Genomic DNA, 24,137 nt, shown 5'->3' with positions numbered 1-24,137 from the left:
CCGCCACATTTATGATGTTTTATACACATGACTAAATACCCAATACCATTAAATAAAACATGAAAAATACAATAATACACTTAGTTTTAGTTATTATTATACCATATATGAATCCTTTTACCTACAACTATTAATTATACTTTTCCATTCAGAGCTTGACTTAGTGTTCCAATAATTATACAATGATCTTTGTGTAAAATAATTGCAGCCTCAATGAATACTTGTTGCCCGTATTTTATTCCTCTATAAGAGGTGCATCGCGTAACCCGCCGCTGCTAGGGCGATGGTGCATGAATATAAAATACTCAACTATGTTATCTCATATTTGGTTTTTATTTTACAACTAAATAAAAACAGAGGAGGAGACTCTTTATGTCTCGTTATACTGGTCCAAGTTGGAAAATTTCTCGTCGTCTCGGCATCTCATTAAGTGGTACAGGTAAAGAATTAGAAAAGCGCCCTTACGCGCCTGGACAACATGGTCCTAACCAACGTAAAAAACTTTCTGAATACGGTCTTCAATTACAAGAAAAACAAAAACTCCGTCATATGTACGGTGTAAATGAACGCCAATTCAAGAACTTATTCGTTAGAGCAGGAAAAATGAAAGGTAAACACGGTGAAAACTTCATGGTTCTTCTTGAACAACGCCTTGATAACATCGTTTACCGTCTTGGTCTTGCACGTACTCGCCGTCAAGCACGTCAACTAGTAAACCACGGTCATATTCTTGTAGACGAAAGTCGCGTTGACATTCCTTCTTACAAAGTAGCACCTGGTCAAGTAATCAGTGTTCGTGAAAAATCCCGCAACCTTGACATCATCAAAGAATCAGTTGAAGCGACAAACTTCGTTCCTGAATACGTTTCTTTTGATGCTGAAAAGCTAGAAGGTACTTTCACACGTTTACCTGAACGTTCTGAACTACCTGCGGAAATTAACGAAGCATTCATCGTTGAGTTCTACTCACGTTAATTGAATTGAGTAGTAAATAGCACTATTTAAAACCCTAGAAGTTGAGTCATATCAACGATTCTAGGGTTTTTTCTATTTTATTGTGCTTTGTAGAATAAACCATCGATAATTATCTATTTAGGGGTAGATTTGGGGGAGGATTTTGGGTAATAAATATGTGGACAGGCGCACTCTTTTACATAAACAATATTCCCTCTCTCAATCGAGAAGGGGTTCTTTTAACTTCATTCAGCTGAAGTCCCCCACTTCTATAAGTGGCGGTATGAAAGCGGTCCACCTAATTCAGTGGGAGTGCAAACTCCGGAATGAAGTGAAAGCCTCCGGCAGATGTCACGGATTTTCAGAGGAATGAATTTTATCGAGCAAGCTCGATAAAATCTGGACTAAATTCCCGCCAAGGCGTAATTGATTTATTGCATAATATCAAATTCACATGAAAGTGAACGTGTTTATTCAGATTCCAAGCGCACGAGTTCTTTGTTTTTTTTCGCATAAAGGGCTATTAATATTAGGTTTATCTTTAGGCTCTCCTCCATATTTCTCATAAATTTCAAGAACACTTATAAACATCTCATTGAAGAGAGGAGCGTAAAGCATTATAATTTTAGGTTTAGAGTCATTATTATTTGATAAATCATAACGTGCTGTAAAGAATATCCAATTATTCTTTTGTAAAGGATGTTACATCTTTCCAGGCAATCCGCCGTCTAACTATGAGTTAGTTGGTACAGTAAATGTCATTGTTGTTCCAACACCAGGTGTGCTTATAACATGCAAACCTTTGCCGTACAATCGCTTCAAACGTTGTTCGGTATTGACTAGTCCAATGCCTCTTTTTCGATCGGGTTGGATTGTAAAGATTTGTTTTATCTTTTCTTCGTCCATCCCGACACCGTCATCGATAACAGCAATTTCGGTATAGCCGTCTTCTTTGCGGATTCGTATTGTTATTAAGCCTCCTTCGAATCGTTTCAACACCCCATGATTGACTGCATTTTCTACTAATGTTTGGATAGATAAAGGTGGTATCATAACATCTTTGACTTCGTCTATCTCCCATTTTATATGTAGCCGATCCCCAAAACGCTCCTTTTCAATATATAAATATGATTCAAGTAAATCAAGTTCAGTTTTAAGAGGCACGATCTTGTCTAAGTTTTTTAGATAGAAACTACTCTGTAAATAATGTGCGAACTTCTCAAGAAGCAGGGCCATTCTCGATGTATCTATCTCGCTTAATGAAACAATCGCATTTAACGTGTTTAACAAAAAGTGCGGACGAATTTGTGCTTGAAGCCATGCAGCTTCCATCCCTAATCGTTCATTAATTGATGCTTGTAAATCGGTTAATGCATGCACCCGAACATTTAACTCCACCGCATCGACTGGTTTTGTGACGTAATCATTTGCACCTGCTAAAAATCCAGTATAGATATCCTCCGGGTTACTTCGGGCTGTTAAAAGAAGGATAGGAAGTTCAGATATGGAAAATTTTTCCCTGATGGAACGGGTTAAATCATACCCAGACATGTTAGGCATCATAACATCCGAAATAATTAAATCCCATTCCTTCCATTCAATTTGTTTTAATGCTTCTTTTCCGCTAGTAACGATTTCTACCTCATATTGGTCTTCAGAAAGAATGTTAGTCAACACTTGCAAATTCACTGAATCATCGTCGACAGCCAAAATTCTCGGTCTGTATGATGATGCCATATTTTTAGTAAAAGCTTCAATCATCGCATGATGCAGAGCAATCGGTGTTTCTTTAATAGGTAGTTCGCTTATATCCGTATATGCGGATGTTGAAGCTGCTATTTGCTCTTCAAAAGAGCCTTCTGCTAGTGGTAAGGTAAATGTAAATACCGAACCTTTGCCAAAGACAGAACTCACTTTTATTATTCCACCATGCATTTCCACTAACTGTTGGCAAATACTTAGTCCTAGACCGAGACCACCACCAATTGCAGTGATACTGGAATCACCTTGTTCATATGGTTCGAAAATTGTACGTACCGTTTTTTCATTCATCCCTATGCCCGTATCGGTAATATGAATATGGGCCAACCCATCTTTTATGTCGGCATCGATCATAATAATTCCTTCATCCGTATATTTCACAGCATTATGTAGAAGGTTAAACAAAATTTGTATCAGCCGGTTTTTATCCGCTGCTACACTAGGAAAGTCACTTGGGATTCGGACTTCCATTTGAATATTTTTATTTTCAATAAGAACTTTAAGCATATCAACAACACCTGCAGAGATAGACTGTATGTCAAGACGCTCCCTTTGAAGATGAATCCTATGTTCCTTTAAGCGCGTAATATCTAGTAAATCTTTCAAAGTCCGTGACATATGATGCCCAATTGTCAGTTGAAGTTTCAAGTCATTTTGAGTTTTTTTATCTAGGTGATTGGGTCTGTTATACAAAATAGACTGTGCGATATTAATAATGCCATGTAATGGATTCCGAAGTTCATGGGATGTATTTGCAAGAAAATCATCCTTTTGCTTCATTTCTTTTTGAAGTTGAACAGCAAGATCTTCATTTGAGGCATTTAAAGCTAATAGTTGCTTATTTTGCTGCTCTGTTTTCCGAACTGACTCTGCAAAACTTTTACTCATCAGGATAACATGAATCATTACATAGACCCCAACTGCTGGCAACATCAACGTCCATGACTGATACCAATTCTGCCCTATTGCAAAATCATTAAAAAACGCCAGAAATATGAGCCCCATTCCGATTAGATTTATTTTTGCATTTCTGTTGTTATTGCGAATGCTCTTGGAAATAACGTAAATTACGTAGAAAAAGGTAGGGATAGTTAAATAAAACACATTGAAAAATAGAGCTTGAAAAAATACAGGTTGTGTAAATAAAGTGGTAACAATGAGTGCTAAATGTATAGTAACTAGCCCGTACATTATTTTCTTGGAAAACTCCTCTTCATGCCATTTCCACAATAAAATAACATAAATCATTGAAGTTGCCTCTGTTAAAATGTATTCTAATCTAGTGCCCCAGAGCCAAGACATATCTAAAAATATGAGCGTATAGTAAAAGGGAACAGTAAATAAAGCACGAACAGATATTAGCATAGCAAACATCCCAAATATAAAAAACACATGCTCCTGTCTGCGGTACCAAGCAAATAAAATCATAAACAAACCTATGATAAAAATACATCCATTCATAAAAAGAGTGCCTAACATATTTGTATTAAACTTTTGAGCCACAATTGAAGATTCCCCTAAATAAATGGAGTTCTCAAATCCCCCTCGAATATGGTCGAAGCTCGATACTTGGATGGTAAGATTCACCTTATCCGATTGCGCAATGAAATAACCTGTTCTCGGAGCCATCTCAGCAACATGTGAAGCGGGATCTTGCCCCACTGTGCCATTCCTAGATATCTCAATTTGATCTACAAAAAGGGTATAGGCACTGTATTGATAGGGAATATGAATTGCTAATGTCTCTCCTACATATTCTTCAGGGACTTTGATTGTTGCGCTATATGTTCCAAATGAATTTATGTCTCCTGTTTGTGTCTGAAATGAGCTAGGTAGTGAAACCACTCTCCCCATTCCAGTTCTTAAATGCTCTTTCACTTCATAGGGTGTCAATAATAATTTTTCGAAAAAATTCCATTCTCCATCTAATGCTGTATACAGCTCTTTTGATTGTAGCTTATCACTAAAATCAAATACCCCCAATGGATCGGACTGTTTCGCTGAGGTACTACGACTATCGAATCCCGTTGTCATTAATAAGATAGCTATAAATACTATTAAACATAGTTTATGTATATGCCTCATCTAACTCTCCCCCATTTTTAGGTACCAACCATTACCGAAGGACTAGAATAAGTACCCTGAGTAAATTCGTCATTACAATAGTACCAATCAAACAACTGTGTCACAAGGAACGGGCAATAATTTCCGAATAATTAAAAAGAACTTTTATCAATTATTAATCGATAAAAGCTCCATCAACATATTTTATATAGAGTCTGAAATATATTTAATCTAACTTGTCAAGTATTTATTTCTAGTCATTAAAAAGTGCCTATATCTGATACGTAAGGGTTTAGGGATGTTTCTATGGTTTGTAATAACATATAATAACGCGGTTACTTTATAATAGGATTGGACCGTTTTTGGTGCTAAATAGGTTTATTAGTAACTTTTGCAGATGATGAATAATGATCTGATAATATAATTGTTTTTTGTATATCATTTAAGATCGAAAACGGCTGTATCCTACCTGTTAGATCATGCAGGAAAGAGCCTTTTCTACCTTCTTCCACCTTCATTTTTACTACTTCATTTTTGCGTTTCTGCTTGAGTGACATTGGCAGGCATTTTTAAGGAAAAAAGAGCACATAAAAATGCAACAATCACAACCCCAGAACCAACGTGAGCTGTACTTACTACAGATCCCGTATATCCCAAGGCCACTCCGCCAATTCCAGATCCTAATGCAATCCCTAACTGTAATGCTGAGTTATTAATACTCTGATGAATATCTGATGAATCTGGATCTGTCTGGATGAGATAATTCTGTACAGGTGGTGCCAAAGCCCAACTCAGCGCTCCCCATATGATCATTACAACAAGAAATACGAGATATGAAAACGTTGAGTACGGAAGTACAAATAAGATAATAGCAAATGAACCAATAACAATTAAAATACTTTTCGTCGAACCAATTCGATCTGCAAGGGCTCCTCCAAATGCACCACCGCATACGGCGGCAAGACCAAATAGAAAATAACTTATGCTTATCCAATTTTGGCTTAGATGTAATGTATTTTCCAAAAAAGGTGTAAAATAAGCATACACGGTATAATGCCCCGCTAACATGAACATCATTGCTAAATGAGTGCCTACAATTTTTATATTTCCAAGTGCCTTTATTTGCGCAGATAGCGGTAAAACCTTCTCAGTCGGAATTCGCTCTATAAATGTATTAATGAGAATAATAGAACCAATCGAAAGGATTGCAATTCCTAAAAAAACAGTACGCCAACCATAAGCATTTGTAATAAGAATCCCAATAGGAACCCCCAATACAAGGGATGAACTAATACCCATATAAATAACTCCTAATGCTTTTGCGCGATGTGTTGGCTTCACGATTTTCGTTGTAATAGTTAGTGATAGTACAATAACTAAAGCTGCACTCATCGCTGTAAATATCCGGGCAGTCATCACTAATGAAAAAGTTGGACTAAAATAAGTCATAAGGTTTCCTAAAAAAAATACTGTTAACGCTAAAAGATACAACTTTTTACGTTCTATTTTTGCTGTTAATGATAAAAGCACAGGGCCAGAAATAGCATAGACAAGTGCAAAAACAGTAATCAATTGTCCGGCAGTTCCTATCGTTACATGTAAATCATCTGCAATAATCGGTAAAATGCCACCTACTATTAATTCCACCAAACCTACAATTACAGCAGATGCCGCAAGTATAAAAACTTTAAAGTTCACGAAATCTTCTCCTCTCTTACTTCTATTTATTAACATCCCCTATATCTGAAATTTAAAGACAAAAAAAACCCCGACTACAAGTTGATGTGTAGTCAGGATTTAATGGTTCCTGGTAGAGACCCTCAAACCATATTATTGAGGTTATACATTTTAAATTTCACGATAAAGAAAACTCGGTTCAGCTTTAAACCTTTCAACACAAAAGATGTTGCGATTCGATCATTCGCGCACTTAGTCTGTCCTCCACCTATTATAAGTGAACACTGTGTAGATAAGCTTACCAATTTATAATCTATCATGCTTTCTCTTACTTTTCAATAGATTTTAATAAACTATAATAGTAAAGTATTTAATTGATACCTCTGTGAAAGTTCTGAAATAACAGCTGTAAAAGATTGAAAACTCCAAAATGGTATGATTTAGTAACCAACAGGTAGTAAAATAGATACTGACATAAAAATAGACTAGACCTTGTACAGTCTAATCTAATGATTAATTATCTATTTATTAAAAAGCCTTTTCCAGCAATTCCTGATTCACCATCTTTGCCAGCTCCAGACACTGCTCAAGATCATTCACATCTGGCTTAAGATCAATGGTCAGTCGTTTCGGTATAACGTCTGCTCCCAAACTTTCAGCACGATCCGCAATGATGTCAACAGCTCCACCATATACCTCATATAGTGAGTCAGCAGATCCAAATACACCAACAATTTTCCCTGTTATATCTACGTGCTCTAATTCCTCGTAAAAATCCTCAACATCAAATGGAAGGCTACCTTCAACCCATGTAAGTGTACCAATTAAAACAGCATCATAATCTAAAAGTTCCTTAACCTCTACTTTATCAAAATCAAATGACTTTGTGACTACTTGTGCTTTTTCTCGATCAGATAATCGCCCATCGTTTTTGCCATCAGTTCTGTATTACCTGTCATGCTCCAATATACTACTAATACCTTACTCATTTTCCTGCCCTCCATTCTAACTAGAACATCATAGATTGCCAGCTTCGAATAAACAGTATTCAAAGCATTTTTTGTGATTAGGAGTCCATAACTTTTTTGACTGCTTTTACTTCATATCTTCCGCCCTCTGTATTAATCAAGTATTCAGGCTTTGGCTGACCACGTTTTGCTTTATGTCCAGCTAAATGAGCACCACTTCTTTCCCACTGTTTCCAATGATCCTCTGATTCCCAGCGAATCATTACAACAAACTCTTCTTCTCCACGTCTAGCTTTTTGTTGCATGACCGTTACATCAACGAATCCTTCCTGCTCCTCGATAATGCCCTTCTTACTAAATTGTTGGACAACTTTATCGGCATTACCTTCCGTAACGACCATTTTTCTTAACGTAACAAACACACAACCAGCTCCTTTTTTATGATGTCCCACTTTAAATCAGCGTCAATGAAGTCGGTTACTTAAATCAAATCTATTAAAAGTGCATTTCAATCGTTGTGCTAGGTCCGGAATCTCATAACTTCTCGGTATTGTTTGTTTCATGTTAAGACCTTTTTCATAATGCTTTTATGAATAGTCTTTACCTGATAGAGACTTTTTTCTTGGATTTTTAAAAATATTTCTAAATTAACAAAAAGCCAGCCTCCATGGAAGCTAGCTGTATATTGCTTATTTATATTGAATTAAATAATATCTTTTCTTCCCGCGACGGATAATAATAAACGCTCCACCTAGTTTATCATTTTCTACTAATTCATATTGAATATCTGTTACACGTTCACCATTAATGGAAATTGCTCCGTTTTGAATATCCTCTCGGGCCTGACGTTTCGACGAAGAAATTTTCGCAGTAACTAGCAAGTCGACTAGAGCAACATTCTCCCCAGCATGAGTGTAGGAAGGGACGTCCTTGAAGCCTTGTTCAATTTCTTCAGCTGTTAAACTTTTTACGTCTCCACTGAATAGTGCTTGCGTAATTCGTATCGCTTGCTGTAAAGATTCCTCTCCATGAATCAGACGCGTCATTTCTTCCGCCAATGCTTTTTGTGCTTTTCTTATATGTGGTTCTTCCTTAACTGATACTTCTAATGCTTCAATTTCTTCCTTTTCAAGGAATGTAAAGATTTTCAAGTATTTCACGACATCTGCATCTGCAGTATTAATCCAGAATTGATAAAATTCATAAGGAGTCGTCTTCTTCGGATCAAGCCAAATCGCGCCCCCTTCTGTTTTACCGAACTTTGTGCCGTCTTCTTTTGTCACAAGTGGAATGGTCATCCCATATGCTTTAGCGCCTTCTCCAGCCATTTTCCTAATAAATTCTAAGCCGGTTGTAATATTCCCCCATTGATCGCTTCCACCAATTTGCATTTTACAATTAAAGTTTGTATATAAATGGAAGAAATCGATCGCTTGAAGTATCGTGTATGAAAACTCAGTAAAGGAAATTCCATTATCCAAGCGTGATGAAACGATGTCTTTTGCAAGCATATAATTTACACCGATATGCTTTCCAAAGTCACGTAAAAAAGTAATCACGTCCATAGAACTAACCCAATCATAATTATTCGTCATGATTGCGCCATTTTCACCTTCAAATTCAAATATTTGCTCCAGTTGTCTCTTAATACCTTGCACATTTAAGTTTACTTGCTCTGTCGTTTGTAGCTGACGTTCTTCCTTCTTTCCACTGGGATCACCGATTAACCCTGTTGCCCCGCCAACTAAGACGATCGGTCTATGTCCATGCTTTTGAAAACGCCTCAATGTCAAAAACGGTAATAAATGACCAATATGCATACTATCTGCAGTCGGGTCGACACCACAATATAGTGAAATCTTCTCCTTCTCAAGCGTTTCCTTCATTCCTTCAGCATCTGTTTCCTGATATATAATTCCGCGCCAATTCAAATCATCCATTAAATTTTCCATGTGTATTCCTCACTTTCTTTTATAAAAAACAAAAAACGCCCCTTCGTATAATACGAAGGGACGATGATTCACCGTGTTACCACCCAACTTGGGAAATTAATCCCCGCTCATTATTGATAACGGTGAAAGCCCACCGTTTGCTGCTACTTTACTGTTCACAGCAAAAGCTCAAGGAGGTAATTCATCAGACTGTTTGTGTCGATTTCCAGCAAGCATCGACTCTCTAAGAACAGGGACAGTTGACTACTTATTCCTATCTACGCATTCATTTTACTTTAGATATATTTTATTTTACACATATCGAAAAAGAAATGTCAAATATCATTAGATTTTATCCATTACTAGTCTATATTACTAGTAATTTATGCTATAATAATAATGATTTTGGAGGGGATTTTAATATATGACAAATCAAGAAAATAGTAAATGGAGTCGAATTAAGTCATCCATTACTGCTTTAAAATACAAAAAAATCATTAAAGGAATGCGTATCACTTATGGAGTAGCTTGGAATTTAGTTCTCCTTCTTTTAGTAGTATTCCTTATTGGTGGTGCTTTTGCCGGCGGTGTTGGAGCAGGTTATTTCGCGTCTCTTGTGAAAAGTGAAAAGGTCCGATCAGCAGAAAGCATGATTAAAGATATTAATCAATTTGAAGAAACTTCTAAACTATACTTTGACAATGGTGTTTTCCTTGGAAAACTTCGTTCAGATATTGACCGGGAAGAAGTAAAAATTGATCAAATATCCGACAACTTAAAAAAAGCTGTAATTGCAACTGAAGATGAATATTTTTATGAACATAACGGTGTTGTACCAAAGGCGTTACTGCGCGCGGTATTTCAGGAATTTACAAATTCTGCAGTACAAACCGGCGGAAGTACGCTGACACAACAATTAATCAAAAACCAAATTTTGACGAATGAAGTGTCATTTGACCGTAAAGCGAAAGAAGTTCTCTTAGCGCTTAGAGTAGAACGATTCCTCAAAAAAGATGAGATATTACAAGCATATTTAAATGTTTCTACATTTGGTCGTAATTCCTCTGGACAAAATATTGGTGGGGTCCAAGCTGCAGCCCAAGGGATTTTCGGTGTAGATGCAAAAGATCTAAATTTACCGCAATCAGCGTTTATTGCCGGCTTACCGCAAAGCCCCTTCGGCTATACACCGTTTACGAACGAAGGCGAAAGAAAAAGTCCCGAACTGTTGGAACCTGGCTTGAAAAGATTAAGAACAGTTTTAAGTAGAATGCATCGTGAAGGATATATCTCTGAGAAAGAATATAAAGAAGCTGTTAATTACGATATCACTGCTGACTTTATTAAGAAACAACCTAGATCATTCGAAGAATACCCTGCACTTACCTTCGAAATTGAAGAAAGAGCAGTAAAAGTAATGATCGAAGTCCTTGCGGAAAAGGATGGTCATTCTAAGGAAGATTTGAAAAAAGATAAAAAACTATACAGTAAATATTGGACGCTTGCTGATCGTGATATTCGTCAAAACGGCTATCAAATTCATTCAACAATCAATAAAAAAATGTATGATGCGATGGATAAAGCGAAAGATGAATATCAAAATTATGGTTATACCAAAAAAAGAGAAAAGAAAAATCCAGAAACAGGGAAAATTGAACTTGTCGATGATCCTGTTCAGGTTGGCGCCCTTCTTATGGAAAATAAAACTGGAAAAATATTAAGTTTTGTCGGTGGCCGTGATTTCAAACTGGAAGAGATGAATCATGCGACACAGTCCCATCGTCCAAATGGATCAACAATGAAACCACTCTTGGTTTACGCTCCAGCGATGGAACTTGGATTAAGCGCACCTGGTGCTATTGTTGCCGACGTACCAATCACTGTTGCGAATGGAAGTAGCGGAACACATACCTTTAAAAACTATTCAAATGGTAACTTTGCGGGCACTTATCATGGTCTCGTTACAGCGAGGGAAGCACTAGCGAGATCTTATAATGCTTCAGCCATCTATACTTATTTGAAAATAAAAGATAAAAAACCAACTCAATACTTGGAGAAAATGGGGTTTCAATCCCTAACTACTGTTGACCATGAAAGTTATTCTGCCGCACTTGGGGGAATCCAGGAAGGTGTAACAGTAGAAGAAAATACGAATGCATACGCAACTTTTGCAAACGGTGGGAAATTTATCGATGCTTATATGATAGATAAAATAACCGATCATGATGGAAATATTATTTACGAACATAAAGTGGAACCTGTCGATGTATTTAGCCCACAAACAGCTTACTTAACGATTGATATGATGCGCGATGTGTTTAAAGGCTATGGAACGGCTGCCGCGCTTCCTGGAATGCTTAAATTTTCCACGGATTGGGCAGGTAAAACAGGTACAACTAGTGGTCCTAATGATGCATGGTTAGTTGCTACTAATCCAAACGTCACATTTGGCACATGGATTGGTTATGGTAAACCAGAGCCTCTCTCAAGTGATGGAAGTGAAAGTAGGCGTAATTATGGAATCTGGGCCAAATTAATGAATGTTGCCTATGATGTAGCGCCTGATATTATTGACCCAAATGAAAACTTTAAAATGCCAGGTGGAATTGTCAGCAGATCATTTTGTGCTGTTTCAGGAATGTTACCATCTGAAGCTTGTTCAAAAGCAGGCTTAGTCAAAACAGATATTTTCAATGCAAAATATGTGCCGACTAAACGTGACGATAGCCTAGGAACAGGGCGGTACGTCATGGCAAATGGAAAAAAATATATGGCCCTTGAATCAACGCCGAAAGAATTTACGGATCCTGGTATGTTACTTGACCCAGACTTCGTTAAACGAATTACCCAAGGTAGAGTAAATGACATTTCGCAACTCATTCCAAATAACGATCTTTGGAAGAATGTACTTGTCGCTAATGCTAGGCTCAAGGATGATGGATCTGCGCCTAGTGCCGTTAAGGCTTCACACTCCGATAGTACTATTAATTGGTCGGCATCATCGAGTAATGATGTGGTCGGATATCGTATTTATTCGGAAGATGGTAAAAAATTAGCATCGATCCGATCTGGTGAAACACTTTCTCGTAAAGTTGGAGATGCTGCATATTATGTAGTAGCAGTTGATGTAGCAGGCCGCGAATCATCCCCTTCTGATAAAGTAGGCAAGACAAAGGAAGATAAGAAAAAGGAAGAAGAGGTAAAGAAAAAAGAAGAAGCAGAACAAAAGCAAAAACAGGATGAAGAAAAAATGAAACAAGACGAAGAGAAAAAGAAATTAGCTGAGGAAAAAAAGAAACAGGAAGAAGTAAAAAAGCAAGAACAAGAAAAGAAAAAACAAGAAGAAGCTTCGAAAGAGGCCGATAATCAATAATTCATAGAGAATCTCCCCTCATCACAATGTGACTAAGGGGATTTTTTTATTTCTAGACAATCATTTAACAATCATCTCACCCATTTCTTTATTTGACATTTCATGCTATCTTTTTACTGGCACTCTATTTGCCATCCATACGTTTGCTTAATCCCCAATTATCGGCACACAAAAGAGACCACATCAAGTAGTGGTCTCTTTACCTTAGGTCATCATCGATATGGGTCACGCTTTACATTCTATTCGAACCTTCCTTACTAATCTAGTCTTCCATTGTTGAAAGGTCACCTGTTGGGAGATTAAGTTCCCACGCTTTTAGTACACGGCGCATAATTTTTCCGCTTCGTGTTTTTGGTAGTTTATCACGAAATTCAATCTCACGAGGTGCAGCATGTGCAGCAAGCCCGGTTTTTACAAATTGACGAATATCCTCTTTCAATTCATCAGTCGGTTCAATGCCATCAAGCAAAGCAATAAATGCTTTAATTATTTCTCCACGCACTGGATCTGGCTTACCAATAACGCCAGCCTCGGCAACCGCAGGATGTTCAAGTAACTTACTTTCTACTTCAAATGGACCGACACGTTCACCTGCTGTCATTATTACGTCATCTACGCGACCTTGGAACCACAAGTATCCATCCTCGTCCATATAAGCAGAATCACCAGAAACATACCAGTCGCCCGGCAAAAAGTATGATTCATACTTTTCTTTATTGTTCCAAATTTGGTGCATCATTGCTGGCCAGCCTTTTTTTATTGCTAGATTTCCCATCCGATTTCGAGGTAGCTCATTACCTCGATCATCGACAATCGCGACTTCAACACCTGGTATGGCTTTACCCATCGAACCCGGTCGAATTTCCAAACAAGGATAGTTAGCAATTAATAATGCACCTGTTTCTGTCATCCACCATGTGTCATGAATCCGCTTTTTGAATACTTCCATGCCCCAGCGAATGACTTCAGGATTTAACGGTTCACCTACACTTACGATATGTCGTAACTGAGATAAATCGAATTTTTTCACGACTTCATTACCTGCCCCCATCAACATTCTAAATGCAGTTGGTGCACTATACCAAATTGTAACTCCATAATCCTCCAATACTTTGTACCACGTCTCTGGCTTAAAGCGTCCACCTACAATGACATTTGTTGTTCCTGTTAGCCATGGACCAAATATTCCATAGGACGTTCCTGTCACCCATCCAGGGTCTGCTGTACACCAATAGACATCATCTTCTTGCATATCTAGAATCCAACGTGCAGTTTGATAATGTTGGATCATCGCATTATGTACATGTAATACTCCCTTCGGTCTACCTGTTGATCCAGATGTATAGTGAAGAATCATCCCATCTTTTCGATCAACCCATTCGATATCTAAATTTTTGTCAGCCTCAGCCATTCTTTTATTAAAATCAAAATAGCGATCTGACTCTTCTATATTATCCCCTACAAGAAATATATGCTGTAAATGCGGCAATTCATCTACCGGCACCCTTTTAAGTAGTTCCGGGGTTGTAACTAGCACTGTAGCATCGCTGTCTTCAAGTCTATCTTTCACTGCACCTTCCATAAAAGCCTCGAATAACGGTCCACTAATAGCACCAATTTTAATAGTTCCTAAAATAGCAAAATATAATTCAGGTGTTCTCGGCATGAAAACAAAAACCCTATCTCCCTTTTCTACTTTCCCTACCGATTTCAAAACATTTCCTGCTTTATTCGACATTTCCTTCATTTCACGAAAAGTAAACTTCTCATCTCTGATTGCATCACGATAATATAAGGCGATCTTATTTTCCCTGAAGGATTCTGCATGGCGATCGATTGCTTCATACGCCATGTTAACCCGGCCGGTTTGATGCCATGAAAATTGTTGCTCCGTTTCCGACCAATCAAAGCTTTCGTATGTTTTGTCATAGTCTTGCAGATTATATTCTCCCTTGATGACTGGCAACGCTTCCAACTTCATGTTCACAACTCCCCTTTATTCTTCGTCCAGTTCCCATGAGCGGATTACTCTAACCGATCAATCCATAGAAACTTTTCTAGAAATTACATTTCCTATTATAATATACAATATTAATATTCTCAATTTTTTTATAATAAAAATGAAAACGTTTCATCAATCTCTATTTATATGTATAATAAAAGAAGCAGAGTTCTAGACTTTTTCTATCATTTAGCAGAATGAGATTTTATGGAGGGGGCATCCAGTGAAACATAAAAAAACGTACAATTCTCTGGAAATGAACACTATAAATGGCGAATTAATCATTGAAGGACCTATCCCTACAGCTGAATTAGCTTCTCTAGATTTTCATGAAAATCTAACTGCTTTCAGACCAGCACATCAGCAACATAAAGCTTTAATAGAAATCGCTGATCTTCCGGAGGGAAGAATTATTATTGCCCGTGAAAATAATGTGGTTGTAGGTTATGTCACATATGTGTATCCTGACCCACTTGAAAGATGGTCCCAAGGTAATATGTTAAATTTAATCGAACTTGGGGCAATTGAAGTAATCCCTAAATTTCGAAGTGGCGGAGTTGGAAAAAGTTTGTTAAAAGTATCTATGATGGATGATGCCATGGAAGATTATATCATCATTACGACGGAGTATTACTGGCATTGGGATTTGAAAGGAACAGGTTTAGATGTTTGGGGATATCGGAAAATTATGGAAAAAATGATGAATTCTGCTGGATTAGAGTGGTATGCGACAGACGATCCAGAAATTAGTTCTCATCCAGCTAATTGTTTAATGGTTCGGATCGGCAAACGTGTGGGCCCTGTTTCAATTGAACAATTTGATAATCTTCGCTTTATGAATCGCTGGTTATACTAACGAATTGGCATATAGGTGACTAATTACTTCATTCTGTATAAAGGTGAAATAACATATGATCTTTAATTGGAAAATTCATTGATTATTATCACACTATTGCGAAACAACTTATACTTTCAAATTTCATCAAAAAGGAGTGAGTAAATTGATATTAGAGCAAATTATGACTAGGGATGTGGCCACACTTACACCCTCTGATTCGATTAAAACAGCCTTGCAACTCATGCGCGATCGAAAAATCAGACATATTCCACTCATAAATGAGGAAATGCAATTAATAGGTCTAGTAACAGATCGTGATATTAAGATTGCTACACCTATTCTTATAGAAGCTGACTTATTAAATGAAATAATCGATATGCCACTTTCAACAGTTATGACAAAAAATATTATTACAGGGCATCCACTTGATTTCGTCGAAGAAATAACTGTTATTTTTTATGACCATAAAATTGGCTGCTTGCCAATCGTAAGTGGTGGCAAACTAGTAGGAATTATTACAAGTACAGATTTACTTCATACGATGGTAGAGCTAACTGGTGCGAACAAACCTGGTTCGCAAATTGAAATCAAGGTAGAGAATAAGCCTGGTTCTCTCTACGAGGTTACAGCTGTTTTTCACAAGCACTATATTAACATACATAGTGTACTGGTTTACCCAGACCCCACCGATCCCAATTATACAATTCTTGTTTTTCGCGTCGCCACAATCAATCCACTTAATCTAATCAAAAATTTGATAAAAGAAGGACTAAATGTACTGTGGCCTGGGATGACACCATGAAGAGAAATTCGGTCTTCATCTATTCTGATGAACTGCTAAATTATCATTTTTCAAATGAGCATCCCTTTAATCAATTGCGTTTAAAACTGACCTTGGACTTATTATCAGAAATGGGAGCCATTACAAGTGATGATATCATTAAACCTCGAATTGCATCAGACGAAGAGCTACTTTTAAATCATGAACCATCCTATATTGAAGCGATAAAACAAGCAGGCCGAGGTGAATTACCAGCGGATAAAACAGCAGGTTTTGGTATAGGTACAGAAGATACACCGATATTTCCTGACATGCATGAGGCAAGTGCACGCTTAGTCGGTGGAACACTTACTGCTGTTGATTACGTGATGCAAGGGAAAGCCAATCATGCACTACATCTTGGCGGAGGTCTTCATCATGGTTTCAAGGGCAAAGCCTCGGGTTTTTGTATCTATAACGATAGCGCCGTAGCCATTAAATATCTTCAAGAAAAATATAACGCGAGGGTTTTGTATATAGATACAGATGCCCATCATGGAGATGGTGTTCAATGGTCCTTTTATGATGACGATACTGCTTGTACTTTTTCCATGCATGAAACAGGAAGATATCTTTTTCCTGGTACAGGAAATGTGAACGAATGGGGTCAAGGAGCTGGTTATGGATATTCTTTTAATATACCACTTGATGCTTTTACTGAAGATGAATCTTTCCAAGAAGCATATTCTACAGCTCTCAGAGAGATTGCTGAGCAATTTAGACCTGATGTTATCGTTACTCAAAATGGAGCCGATGCTCATTATTTAGATCCCTTAACACATTTATCGGTAACAATGGATACATATAAAGCGATACCAAAACTTGCTCACGAATTAGCTCATAAATATTGCGAAGGTAAATGGATTGCAGTAGGTGGGGGGGGATATGATATTTGGCGCGTTGTACCAAGAGCATGGTCACTTATTTGGTTGGAAATGAACGGGAAAGCAGATGTATCTGGTGCACTTCCTGCTGAATGGCTAGAACGCTGGCAGCCTTCATCCCCCGTTACAATGACCAATCAATGGGAGGACCCAGCTAATATGTACAAACCTATTCCACGAAAAAAAGAAATTGAAGAAAAAAACCGCCAAACAGTTGATCGGGCATTATATTTTGTGCGACAACAACGGGAACAGATGAGGAATAAAGATAGACAATCGCCTTAATGGAGCAATCAAGTTATTTCTTCACTCTCTAAAAATGCACATAAAAATAGACAGAGTAACACCTTTTAAGAAAATTAGATTTGTAAATAGCGTTGTCACGTTTAATAAAAAACTGACCAGGCAACAATAGCCTGGCCAGTCCTATTTTAGTTTTCCTTTGTCGAACCTCTATATTCTATCCTATGAGGTAGAACAACAGATTGCTCTTCCACTTCTTCCTTATTCATTAGCTTTGTTAACAATCTCATTGATACTGCCCCTAGATCATATAAAGGCTGAGCAATTGTAGTAAGCGTTGGTCTTACCATAAGTGATAATCTAGTGTTATCCGATGTAATGACCTCTAAATCATTCGGAATGACCAATCCTTGGTCCTGTGCTCCATGCATAACTCCTAATGCCATTTCATCATTACTTGCAAAGACAGCTGTAGGTTTTTGTTCTATGCTACTTAACTTATCCCAAGCTTCAATTCCTGAATCATACGTGTCATCCCCTTCGACGACAAGTTCTTCATCAAATGGAATATTTGTTTCTTCTAACGCAGCTTTGTATCCTTCAAGCATATATTCTTTATTTATCACATGGTGAAGTGGTCCAACAACAAAAGCTACTCTTTTATGACCTTTTTCAATAAAATCCGTTACCGCGTCAAATGCTGCTTGGCGATAATCAATATTAATGGAAGGTATTTCATTTGATTGTTCAACAGATCCAGCCAAAACGATTGGCGCTGGTGATCTTTTAAATTCCTTCACATGCTCATCTGTAATATTTGCTCCCATAAACACGATTCCATCTACTTGTTTTCCAAGCATTGTGTTTAATAAATGTAGCTCTTTGTTTTTGTTTTGATCTGAGTTACTTAGAATGATGTTATATTTATACATCGTAGCAATATCTTCGATTCCACGAGCTAATTCAGCATAAAAGATATTAGAAATATCAGGAATAATTACACCAACAGTTGTTGTTTTCTTACTTGCTAGACCACGTGCTACTGCATTTGGTCTATACTCCAAGCGATCAATTACATCCAATACCTTTTTACGTGTTGCTGGTTTTACATTCGGATTGCCGTTCACAACCCTAGACACGGTTGCCATAGATACATTTGCTTCTCGTGCCACATCATATATTGTAATATTCATCCAAATCACACTCCTATTCACTGGTTAAAAGAAAAGTGAAATAACACTAATCTATAGATGCTAAAGCTAGACACAGAATAACTATTCTATATTTGCATATCGACAATAACCTAAACTATCTGGTCTTACAATACAGTTCCGCTTTTCGCTACTTCACATAATCATACGATAAAAACCCTTATATCTGCAAACGTTTCCCCTTGTTTGTGAAAGATTTATCATATTTATTTAAAAATCTCCACCATTTTGTCAAATTTACAATGAATATCCCTTTTTTCACAAAAAAAATGCAAACAGTTTGGAGAATACTTCTTTTAAATAGCATATTATGATACATTTTAAAATATAGGATATCTATAGCTTATACATATTTTGCATAATTATAGCATGAATAGTAAAGTAGGTGAAACATCTTGAAAAACAGAAAAATATTCGCACTCGACATCGGTACTCGTTCCGTTGTTGGCATCGTTCTTGAGGTCATACAGGATGAGTTTCATGTTCTTGATTTAATCGTGAAGGAACATCAAGAACGAGCGATGTTAGACGGGCAAATTCATGATATAACAGCTGTTGCTGATGTAATTATCAATATTAAAGAACAACTGGAACAAATACATGGACCGCTGAAAAAAGTATGTGTAGCAGCTGCTGGTCGTTCTTTAAAGACCGAAAAAGCAAATTCCATCATTCCCATCACTGGAAAACCAATACTTTCCAAAGAAGATATCCTCTATTTTGAACTCACTGCTGTTCAAAATGCGCAGATGGCAGCAGTTGAAAAACAATCAGCTGATGATATTCACTCTTATTATTGTGTGGGCTATTCTGTTCTTCATTACTATTTAGACGGAGAGATAATAGGAAATTTAATTGACCAACAAGGGAAAGAAGCTGCAGTGGAAATAATCGCTACCTTCTTACCACGAATAGTTGTTGATTCATTGATGAAGACTCTGCAACGTGCTGGGCTGGAACTAGAGGCGCTCACACTTGAACCGATTGCAGCAATCGATGTTCTTGTCCCTCCTTCTATTAGAAGGCTAAATGTAGCACTTGTAGACGTTGGAGCTGGGACATCAGATATCGCTATTACCGATGCTGGAACAGTTGTCGCTTATGGGATGGTACCTATTGCCGGAGATGAAATTACTGAAGCGATAAGTGATAAATTACTACTAGACTTTCCAGAAGCGGAGCGGGTAAAACGTGAACTATCGACAAAAGATTTAATAGTTGCCAATGATATTCTAGGTTTCGAAAATAAATTCTCCAAAAATGACATCGTAACAGAGATTGATTCATCGATCGAACGGCTTGCTACAGCTATCTACAAGGAGATTACGGCTTTAAACAACCATCAATCTCCTCGCGCTGTTATGCTTGTTGGTGGAGGTAGTATGACCCCTGAGCTGCCTAGTCGATTAGCGAAAAAGCTTGAGCTTCCGAATAATCGAGTTGCAATTAGAGGTGCGGATGCTATTCAAAGTTTAAAGATGGCGGCAAGTATTCCGGATGGACCAGAATATATTACACCAATTGGAATCGCAATTTCTGCAACCAATGCTCCAATTCACTACGTCTCAGCAACAGTAAATGAGCAAACTGTGCGCATGTTTGAAGCGAAGGAATTGACTGTTGGTGATTGCATTCTTGCTTCTGGGATATCGATTGGAAAATTGTATGGTAAACCAGGACTGGCTAAAATGCTTCATATAAATGAACAAATGATTACAATACCAGGAAGTTATGGGGAGCCACCTATAATCAAAAAAAATGGGCAAATCTGCAGTATTGAAGATTCGATTATTAATGGCGATGTAATAAACGTTCAAAAAGGGGAAGATGGGCAAGAATCCATTACGAAGATTGCTGATCTACTTAAAATGTCTCCATCCATATCAGTCACAGTTAATAATGTAATGTATGATGTCGTTCCGACTATTCTTAGAAATAATCAACAATCTACAATTAATGACTTTGTTCAAGATCGGGATAGAATAAATGTTCATGTACCTCATTCGATTGAAGATCTTCTACAATCACTTCAATTACATGAACTTCTTCAAAAGATTAAACCATTTCGACTTGTTCTCAATAATAAAGAAGTACATATCCCAAGCTTTTCTGCCAATATTAGTATGAATGGTAAACGAGCACTACCGACTGATACTTTATTACATGATGCAAACATTACCATTCAACAAACAATCAAACCAACAGTCACAAATTTATTAAATTTGAAAGAACAACAAATTGAGAAATCAATAACAGTGACATTTAATGGTGCTGAGATCGTTTTGGAAAAAGCTAGAATCGAGCTCAACCGCGACAATACTGTTTTAACGAATCAGGATCTTTTATTTCCAGATGACGAATTAAAATGGAGTACACAAGAAGTATCTCCATTTATATTCCAAGATGTATTTAAATATGTGGAAGTAGAAAAACCAGAAAATGCGACAGGGAATTTCCAATTGCTAATCAATACCGAAGAAGCGGTCTTTTACACACCTATTCGTCATGGGGACCAGCTTGAATTACTGTGGACACTCACCACTGACGCAAAATAAATTGAGATTCGAAATATAATTTAGCAGCAACGTTGCCATTGGACGCAGTGGTGTTTAATTTATATTCCTCATTAATCTAATAATAGAAAAGAAAAAAGGCAGCCAATGATGGCTGCCTTTTTTCTTTTACAAATAATTTATTTCGTTACTTCATCAGCCTTTTTAACCGTTGCTTGTACCTCATTCGCTTTTTCTTGCGTCTGAGCTGTCGCGATATCTACTGATTCATTAACAGTTTCTTTCCATTCATCTGCTTTTTCTTTTGTTGTATCTGCTACATTTTCAGTAGTTTCCTTCGCCGATTCACGGAACTGATCAGCCTTTTCTTTGACAGATTCAGCAAGTTGACTACCTTTATTGATGGCAACCTGACGAATTTGATCCGTTTTTTCAATTGCAGTTGAGGTAAGTTCCGAACCTTTTTCCTTGACAGTTTCAGTCCAGTCATCTGATCTTTCTTTCAATGCTACTACTTGGTCGTTGATATCATTACGAAGCTCCTTACCTGACTTAGGAGCCATCAATAATGCCGTAGCAGCACCGACAAGGCTTCCTAATAATACACCTGATAAAAAATTCCCTGAATTATTATTGTTATTATTACTCATAATTATCCTCCTCATTATTAATATATTATTTATCCTCTTTCACGTCTTAATGAATGGATAGTAACGTCTGTATTAATTGGTTTGCTTTTCTCACTATGTTGCTTATCGCTAAACCACTTATCTTTCAATTCTTTTACAACTGTTGCCCACTGAACAATTTGAGCAACCTTATCTTCATTTCTAACCATACTGGAAGAAACAGAAGTTGTTACGTTTTGTAGCGAGTTATTCAATCCTTGTATAGTCTTTCCGACATCCTGCACTGCAAGAACAACAGTATCAAGTTTTTCTACTTTACCTTGAATATCTTCTGCAAGGGCATTTGTTTTATGCAAAAGCAGTGATGTCTCTGTCGTTACTCCTTGTAATTGCGATTCAAATCCGTCAAGCGTATTCGAAACACTTTTCAATGTTTCCGTAGTAGCTTTTAAAGTTTTCATCAAAGCAATGACAAGAATAAAAATAGCAATTGCAATAAGCGCAATGCTTAAATAAAGAATAATAATCACGTTTTCTAGCACCTCCTGATATGTATACAATTAACGTTCCCTAATTCACAGCTGCATAAACAGCTTTTTACTACTTCGTGATTGAATGGCACTTCTCCTTCTATTTTTTCATAAAATGAAAAATATATCAGTTTTAACCGAATTTTGTTTTCAAAAGAAAAAACTGCCTAATGACAGTTTTCTATTGAGCCTTTTTTAGTTGTTGTTGTAATATGTTTTCATAAGCCGATTGGAATTTTTGAATATCCCCCGCTCCCATAAATATAAGGACTGAATCATGCAAATCCAAAAGTGGAGTTGTATTCTCCTCATGTAGAATTTCTGCACCATCAATTTTTTCTTGTAAATCTTCTATTGTCAGTTTGCCATGATTTTCACGCGCAGATCCAAATATTTCACATAAATATACTTTATCTGCTTCTCCAAGACTTTCTCCAAATTCTTGAAGGAAGGTTTGAGTTCTTGTAAAGGTATGTGGTTGAAAAACAGCAATAATTGGTTTATTAGGATACTTTTGTCTTGCCGCACTTATCGTAGCTTGAATTTCAACTGGATGGTGAGCGTAATCATCCACTAAAATTTGTGATCCAATTTTCTTTTCGGTAAAACGACGCTTCACTCCGGCAAATGTTTTTAACTGGGCTTGAATCACGGCAGAGCCGATCTCTTCATAATGACAAATTGCAATAACCGATAATGCATTTAAAATATTGTGGTCCCCATATGTCGGGATTTCAAATGTATCGTAAAAGTTGTTCCTAACATATACATCAAATGTCGTCCCAGTCGTAGCTTTCTCAATATTACGGGCTTGGAAGTCGTTTCCTTCATTAAAACCATAAAATAAAACAGGAACATCCGCATGAATTTTTTGTAGCTGTTCGTCATCTCCATAAGCAACGATTGCTTTTTTTACCTGCATAGCCATTTGCTGAAATGCACCAAAAACATCATCTACATTTGCAAAATAATCAGGATGATCGAAATCGATGTTTGTCATAATTGCATAATCTGGGTAATAAGAAAGGAAATGACGACGATATTCACATGCTTCGAACACAAAAAATTCCGCGTCTTTTTCCCCTTTCCCTGTCCCATCACCAATTAAGAACGAAGTTGGCTTTGCCCCCTCCATTACATGTGACAGCAGGCCTGTTGTCGATGTTTTCCCATGGGATCCTGTTACGGCGATACTAGTAAACTTATTCATGAAGTCACCTAAAAACGAGTGATACCTCACGACCGGGATTTCTTGCTTTATCGCTTCCTCGATTTCTTCATGTGTGTCAGGGAAAGCATTTCCTGCAATAACAATCATCCCTTGTTTAATATTATCTTTTTGAAAAGGCAAAATCCTTATATTCGAATCTTCTAGGGCCTGTTGGGTGAAAAAATACTTACTCACATCAGAACCCTGCACTTTATATCCCATATCGTGAAGAATTTGTGCAAGTGCGCTCATTCCTGAGCCTTTTATACCTACGAAATGGTACACAGTCATAGTAGAACCTCCAGCAATCTTCTATCTGTTTGTATTATATGTATGTCGACGAAGCTTTGCTCAAATCGCTTGCATAGATGCTTATAAAAGTATTTATTATTATAAGCAACAAACCGCTTTATATGTCAACCAAACAAAAAGTTTTTCCAGATAGTTTTTTTAAGATATTTTTTTATATTTAGACATTATATCATTTTTCGTTCATCCTGACTAATTCGCCAACAATTACTTATCTTTT

The 24,137-nt window shown here is 37.1% G+C and carries 15 protein-coding genes, 1 pseudogene, 1 riboswitch and 1 other annotated feature; of the genes and pseudogenes, 6 read left to right on the top strand and 10 right to left on the bottom strand.

The genetic code is table 11. From position 1 onward, the window contains the following. Positions 1 to 372 precede the first annotated feature (372 nt). Complete coding sequence (gene rpsD / locus MHB53_RS23875) at positions 373 to 975, top strand: 30S ribosomal protein S4 (protein WP_340923325.1); 603 nt, start codon at positions 373 to 375, stop codon at positions 973 to 975. 711 nt (positions 976 to 1,686) lie between these two features. Here the strand turns inward: rpsD and MHB53_RS23870 are convergent. From MHB53_RS23870 to tyrS, 5 genes and pseudogenes are all read right to left on the bottom strand, one after another. Continuing rightward, positions 1,687 to 4,800 (bottom strand): hybrid sensor histidine kinase/response regulator, encoded by a 3,114-nt coding sequence (locus tag MHB53_RS23870; RefSeq protein ID WP_340923322.1) that lies wholly within the window; start codon positions 4,798 to 4,800, stop codon positions 1,687 to 1,689. Positions 4,801 to 5,307: 507 nt separating this feature from the next. Continuing rightward, positions 5,308 to 6,477, bottom strand: a complete 1,170-nt coding sequence (locus MHB53_RS23865) for an MFS transporter (RefSeq protein ID WP_340923319.1) — start codon at positions 6,475 to 6,477, stop codon at positions 5,308 to 5,310. 69 nt (positions 6,478 to 6,546) lie between these two features. Next, a riboswitch (purine riboswitch) is annotated at positions 6,547 to 6,646 on the bottom strand. Positions 6,647 to 6,984: 338 nt separating this feature from the next. Further along, a pseudogene (locus tag MHB53_RS26510) lies at positions 6,985 to 7,296 on the bottom strand (flavodoxin domain-containing protein); the annotation flags it as partial. 226 nt (positions 7,297 to 7,522) lie between these two features. After that, on the bottom strand, positions 7,523 to 7,846 hold the full coding sequence (locus tag MHB53_RS23860) for an antibiotic biosynthesis monooxygenase family protein (protein ID WP_340923317.1): 324 nt from the start codon (positions 7,844 to 7,846) through the stop codon (positions 7,523 to 7,525). 267 nt (positions 7,847 to 8,113) lie between these two features. Continuing rightward, positions 8,114 to 9,376, bottom strand: a complete 1,263-nt coding sequence (tyrS, locus tag MHB53_RS23855; RefSeq protein ID WP_340923314.1) for a tyrosine--tRNA ligase — start codon at positions 9,374 to 9,376, stop codon at positions 8,114 to 8,116. A 53-nt stretch (positions 9,377 to 9,429) separates the two neighbouring features. After that, positions 9,430 to 9,645, bottom strand: a binding site (T-box leader). 134 nt (positions 9,646 to 9,779) lie between these two features. Here tyrS and MHB53_RS23850 point away from each other — a divergent pair. After that, positions 9,780 to 12,728 carry a transglycosylase domain-containing protein gene (locus MHB53_RS23850; RefSeq protein ID WP_340923312.1) on the top strand — a complete coding sequence of 983 codons (2,949 nt, stop codon included), beginning with the start codon at positions 9,780 to 9,782 and terminating at the stop codon, positions 12,726 to 12,728. 262 nt (positions 12,729 to 12,990) lie between these two features. On the opposite strand, the gene acsA is transcribed toward MHB53_RS23850, so the two are convergent. Beyond that, positions 12,991 to 14,709 (bottom strand): acetate--CoA ligase, encoded by a 1,719-nt coding sequence (acsA, locus tag MHB53_RS23845; RefSeq protein WP_340923309.1) that lies wholly within the window; start codon positions 14,707 to 14,709, stop codon positions 12,991 to 12,993. A gap of 244 nt (positions 14,710 to 14,953) precedes the next feature. Between acsA and MHB53_RS23840 the strand changes: the two genes are divergently transcribed. The 3 genes from MHB53_RS23840 (at position 14,954) to MHB53_RS23830 (ending at position 17,557) form a co-directional block, all read left to right on the top strand. Continuing rightward, a complete protein-coding gene (locus MHB53_RS23840; RefSeq protein ID WP_340923306.1) occupies positions 14,954 to 15,586 on the top strand; it encodes a GNAT family N-acetyltransferase in 633 nt (210 codons plus the stop codon). Positions 15,587 to 15,731: 145 nt separating this feature from the next. After that, positions 15,732 to 16,370 (top strand): acetoin utilization AcuB family protein, encoded by a 639-nt coding sequence (locus MHB53_RS23835; protein WP_340923303.1) that lies wholly within the window; start codon positions 15,732 to 15,734, stop codon positions 16,368 to 16,370. Then, the gene (locus MHB53_RS23830; protein ID WP_340923301.1) at positions 16,367 to 17,557 is read left to right on the top strand and encodes an acetoin utilization protein AcuC; all 1,191 of its coding nucleotides are present in this window, start codon (positions 16,367 to 16,369) and stop codon (positions 17,555 to 17,557) included. The genes MHB53_RS23835 and MHB53_RS23830 overlap by 4 nt, the downstream gene beginning before the upstream one ends. 146 nt (positions 17,558 to 17,703) lie before the next feature. Here the strand turns inward: MHB53_RS23830 and ccpA are convergent, their stop codons facing one another. Next, on the bottom strand, positions 17,704 to 18,708 hold the full coding sequence (gene ccpA / locus MHB53_RS23825) for a catabolite control protein A (RefSeq protein WP_340923298.1): 1,005 nt from the start codon (positions 18,706 to 18,708) through the stop codon (positions 17,704 to 17,706). A gap of 413 nt (positions 18,709 to 19,121) precedes the next feature. Here ccpA and MHB53_RS23820 point away from each other — a divergent pair, with 413 nt between their 5' ends. Continuing rightward, positions 19,122 to 21,281 carry a cell division protein FtsA gene (locus tag MHB53_RS23820; protein WP_340923296.1) on the top strand — a complete coding sequence of 720 codons (2,160 nt, stop codon included), beginning with the start codon at positions 19,122 to 19,124 and terminating at the stop codon, positions 21,279 to 21,281. Positions 21,282 to 21,418: 137 nt separating this feature from the next. On the opposite strand, the gene MHB53_RS23815 is transcribed toward MHB53_RS23820, so the two are convergent. The 3 genes from MHB53_RS23815 to murC all read right to left on the bottom strand — a co-directional run bounded on the left by MHB53_RS23815 (position 21,419) and on the right by murC (position 23,899). Further along, positions 21,419 to 21,889: a YtxH domain-containing protein gene (locus tag MHB53_RS23815; protein WP_340923293.1), complete on the bottom strand. Its 471-nt coding sequence runs from the start codon at positions 21,887 to 21,889 to the stop codon at positions 21,419 to 21,421. Between the two features lie 29 nt (positions 21,890 to 21,918). Next, entirely contained in the window at positions 21,919 to 22,398 is a 480-nt protein-coding gene (locus MHB53_RS23810) for a DUF948 domain-containing protein (protein WP_340923290.1), read from the bottom strand. A gap of 181 nt (positions 22,399 to 22,579) precedes the next feature. Next, positions 22,580 to 23,899 carry a UDP-N-acetylmuramate--L-alanine ligase gene (gene murC, locus MHB53_RS23805; RefSeq protein ID WP_340923287.1) on the bottom strand — a complete coding sequence of 440 codons (1,320 nt, stop codon included), beginning with the start codon at positions 23,897 to 23,899 and terminating at the stop codon, positions 22,580 to 22,582. Positions 23,900 to 24,137 lie beyond the last annotated feature (238 nt).

The sequence above is a fragment of the Bacillus sp. FSL K6-3431 genome (assembly GCF_038002605.1).
Classification (GTDB): Bacteria; Bacillota; Bacilli; order Bacillales; family Bacillaceae_C; genus Lederbergia.
The sequence above is the reverse complement of the archived record's forward strand: the minus strand, read 5'-3'. Positions and strand labels throughout refer to the sequence as shown.

What these genes read in the sequence shown, in the direction of transcription:
- murC (WP_340923287.1), bottom strand. Translation starts at nt 23,899, where the DNA reads ATGACTGTGTACCATTTCGTAGGTATAAAAGGCTCAGGAATGAGCGCA.
- tyrS (WP_340923314.1), bottom strand. Translation starts at nt 9,376, where the DNA reads ATGGAAAATTTAATGGATGATTTGAATTGGCGCGGAATTATATATCAG.
- MHB53_RS23830 (WP_340923301.1), top strand. Translation starts at nt 16,367, where the DNA reads ATGAAGAGAAATTCGGTCTTCATCTATTCTGATGAACTGCTAAATTAT.
- MHB53_RS23815 (WP_340923293.1), bottom strand. Translation starts at nt 21,889, where the DNA reads ATGAGTAATAATAACAATAATAATTCAGGGAATTTTTTATCAGGTGTA.
- acsA (WP_340923309.1), bottom strand. Translation starts at nt 14,709, where the DNA reads ATGAAGTTGGAAGCGTTGCCAGTCATCAAGGGAGAATATAATCTGCAA.
- MHB53_RS23870 (WP_340923322.1), bottom strand. Translation starts at nt 4,800, where the DNA reads ATGAGGCATATACATAAACTATGTTTAATAGTATTTATAGCTATCTTA.
- MHB53_RS23850 (WP_340923312.1), top strand. Translation starts at nt 9,780, where the DNA reads ATGACAAATCAAGAAAATAGTAAATGGAGTCGAATTAAGTCATCCATT.
- rpsD (WP_340923325.1), top strand. Translation starts at nt 373, where the DNA reads ATGTCTCGTTATACTGGTCCAAGTTGGAAAATTTCTCGTCGTCTCGGC.
- ccpA (WP_340923298.1), bottom strand. Translation starts at nt 18,708, where the DNA reads ATGAATATTACAATATATGATGTGGCACGAGAAGCAAATGTATCTATG.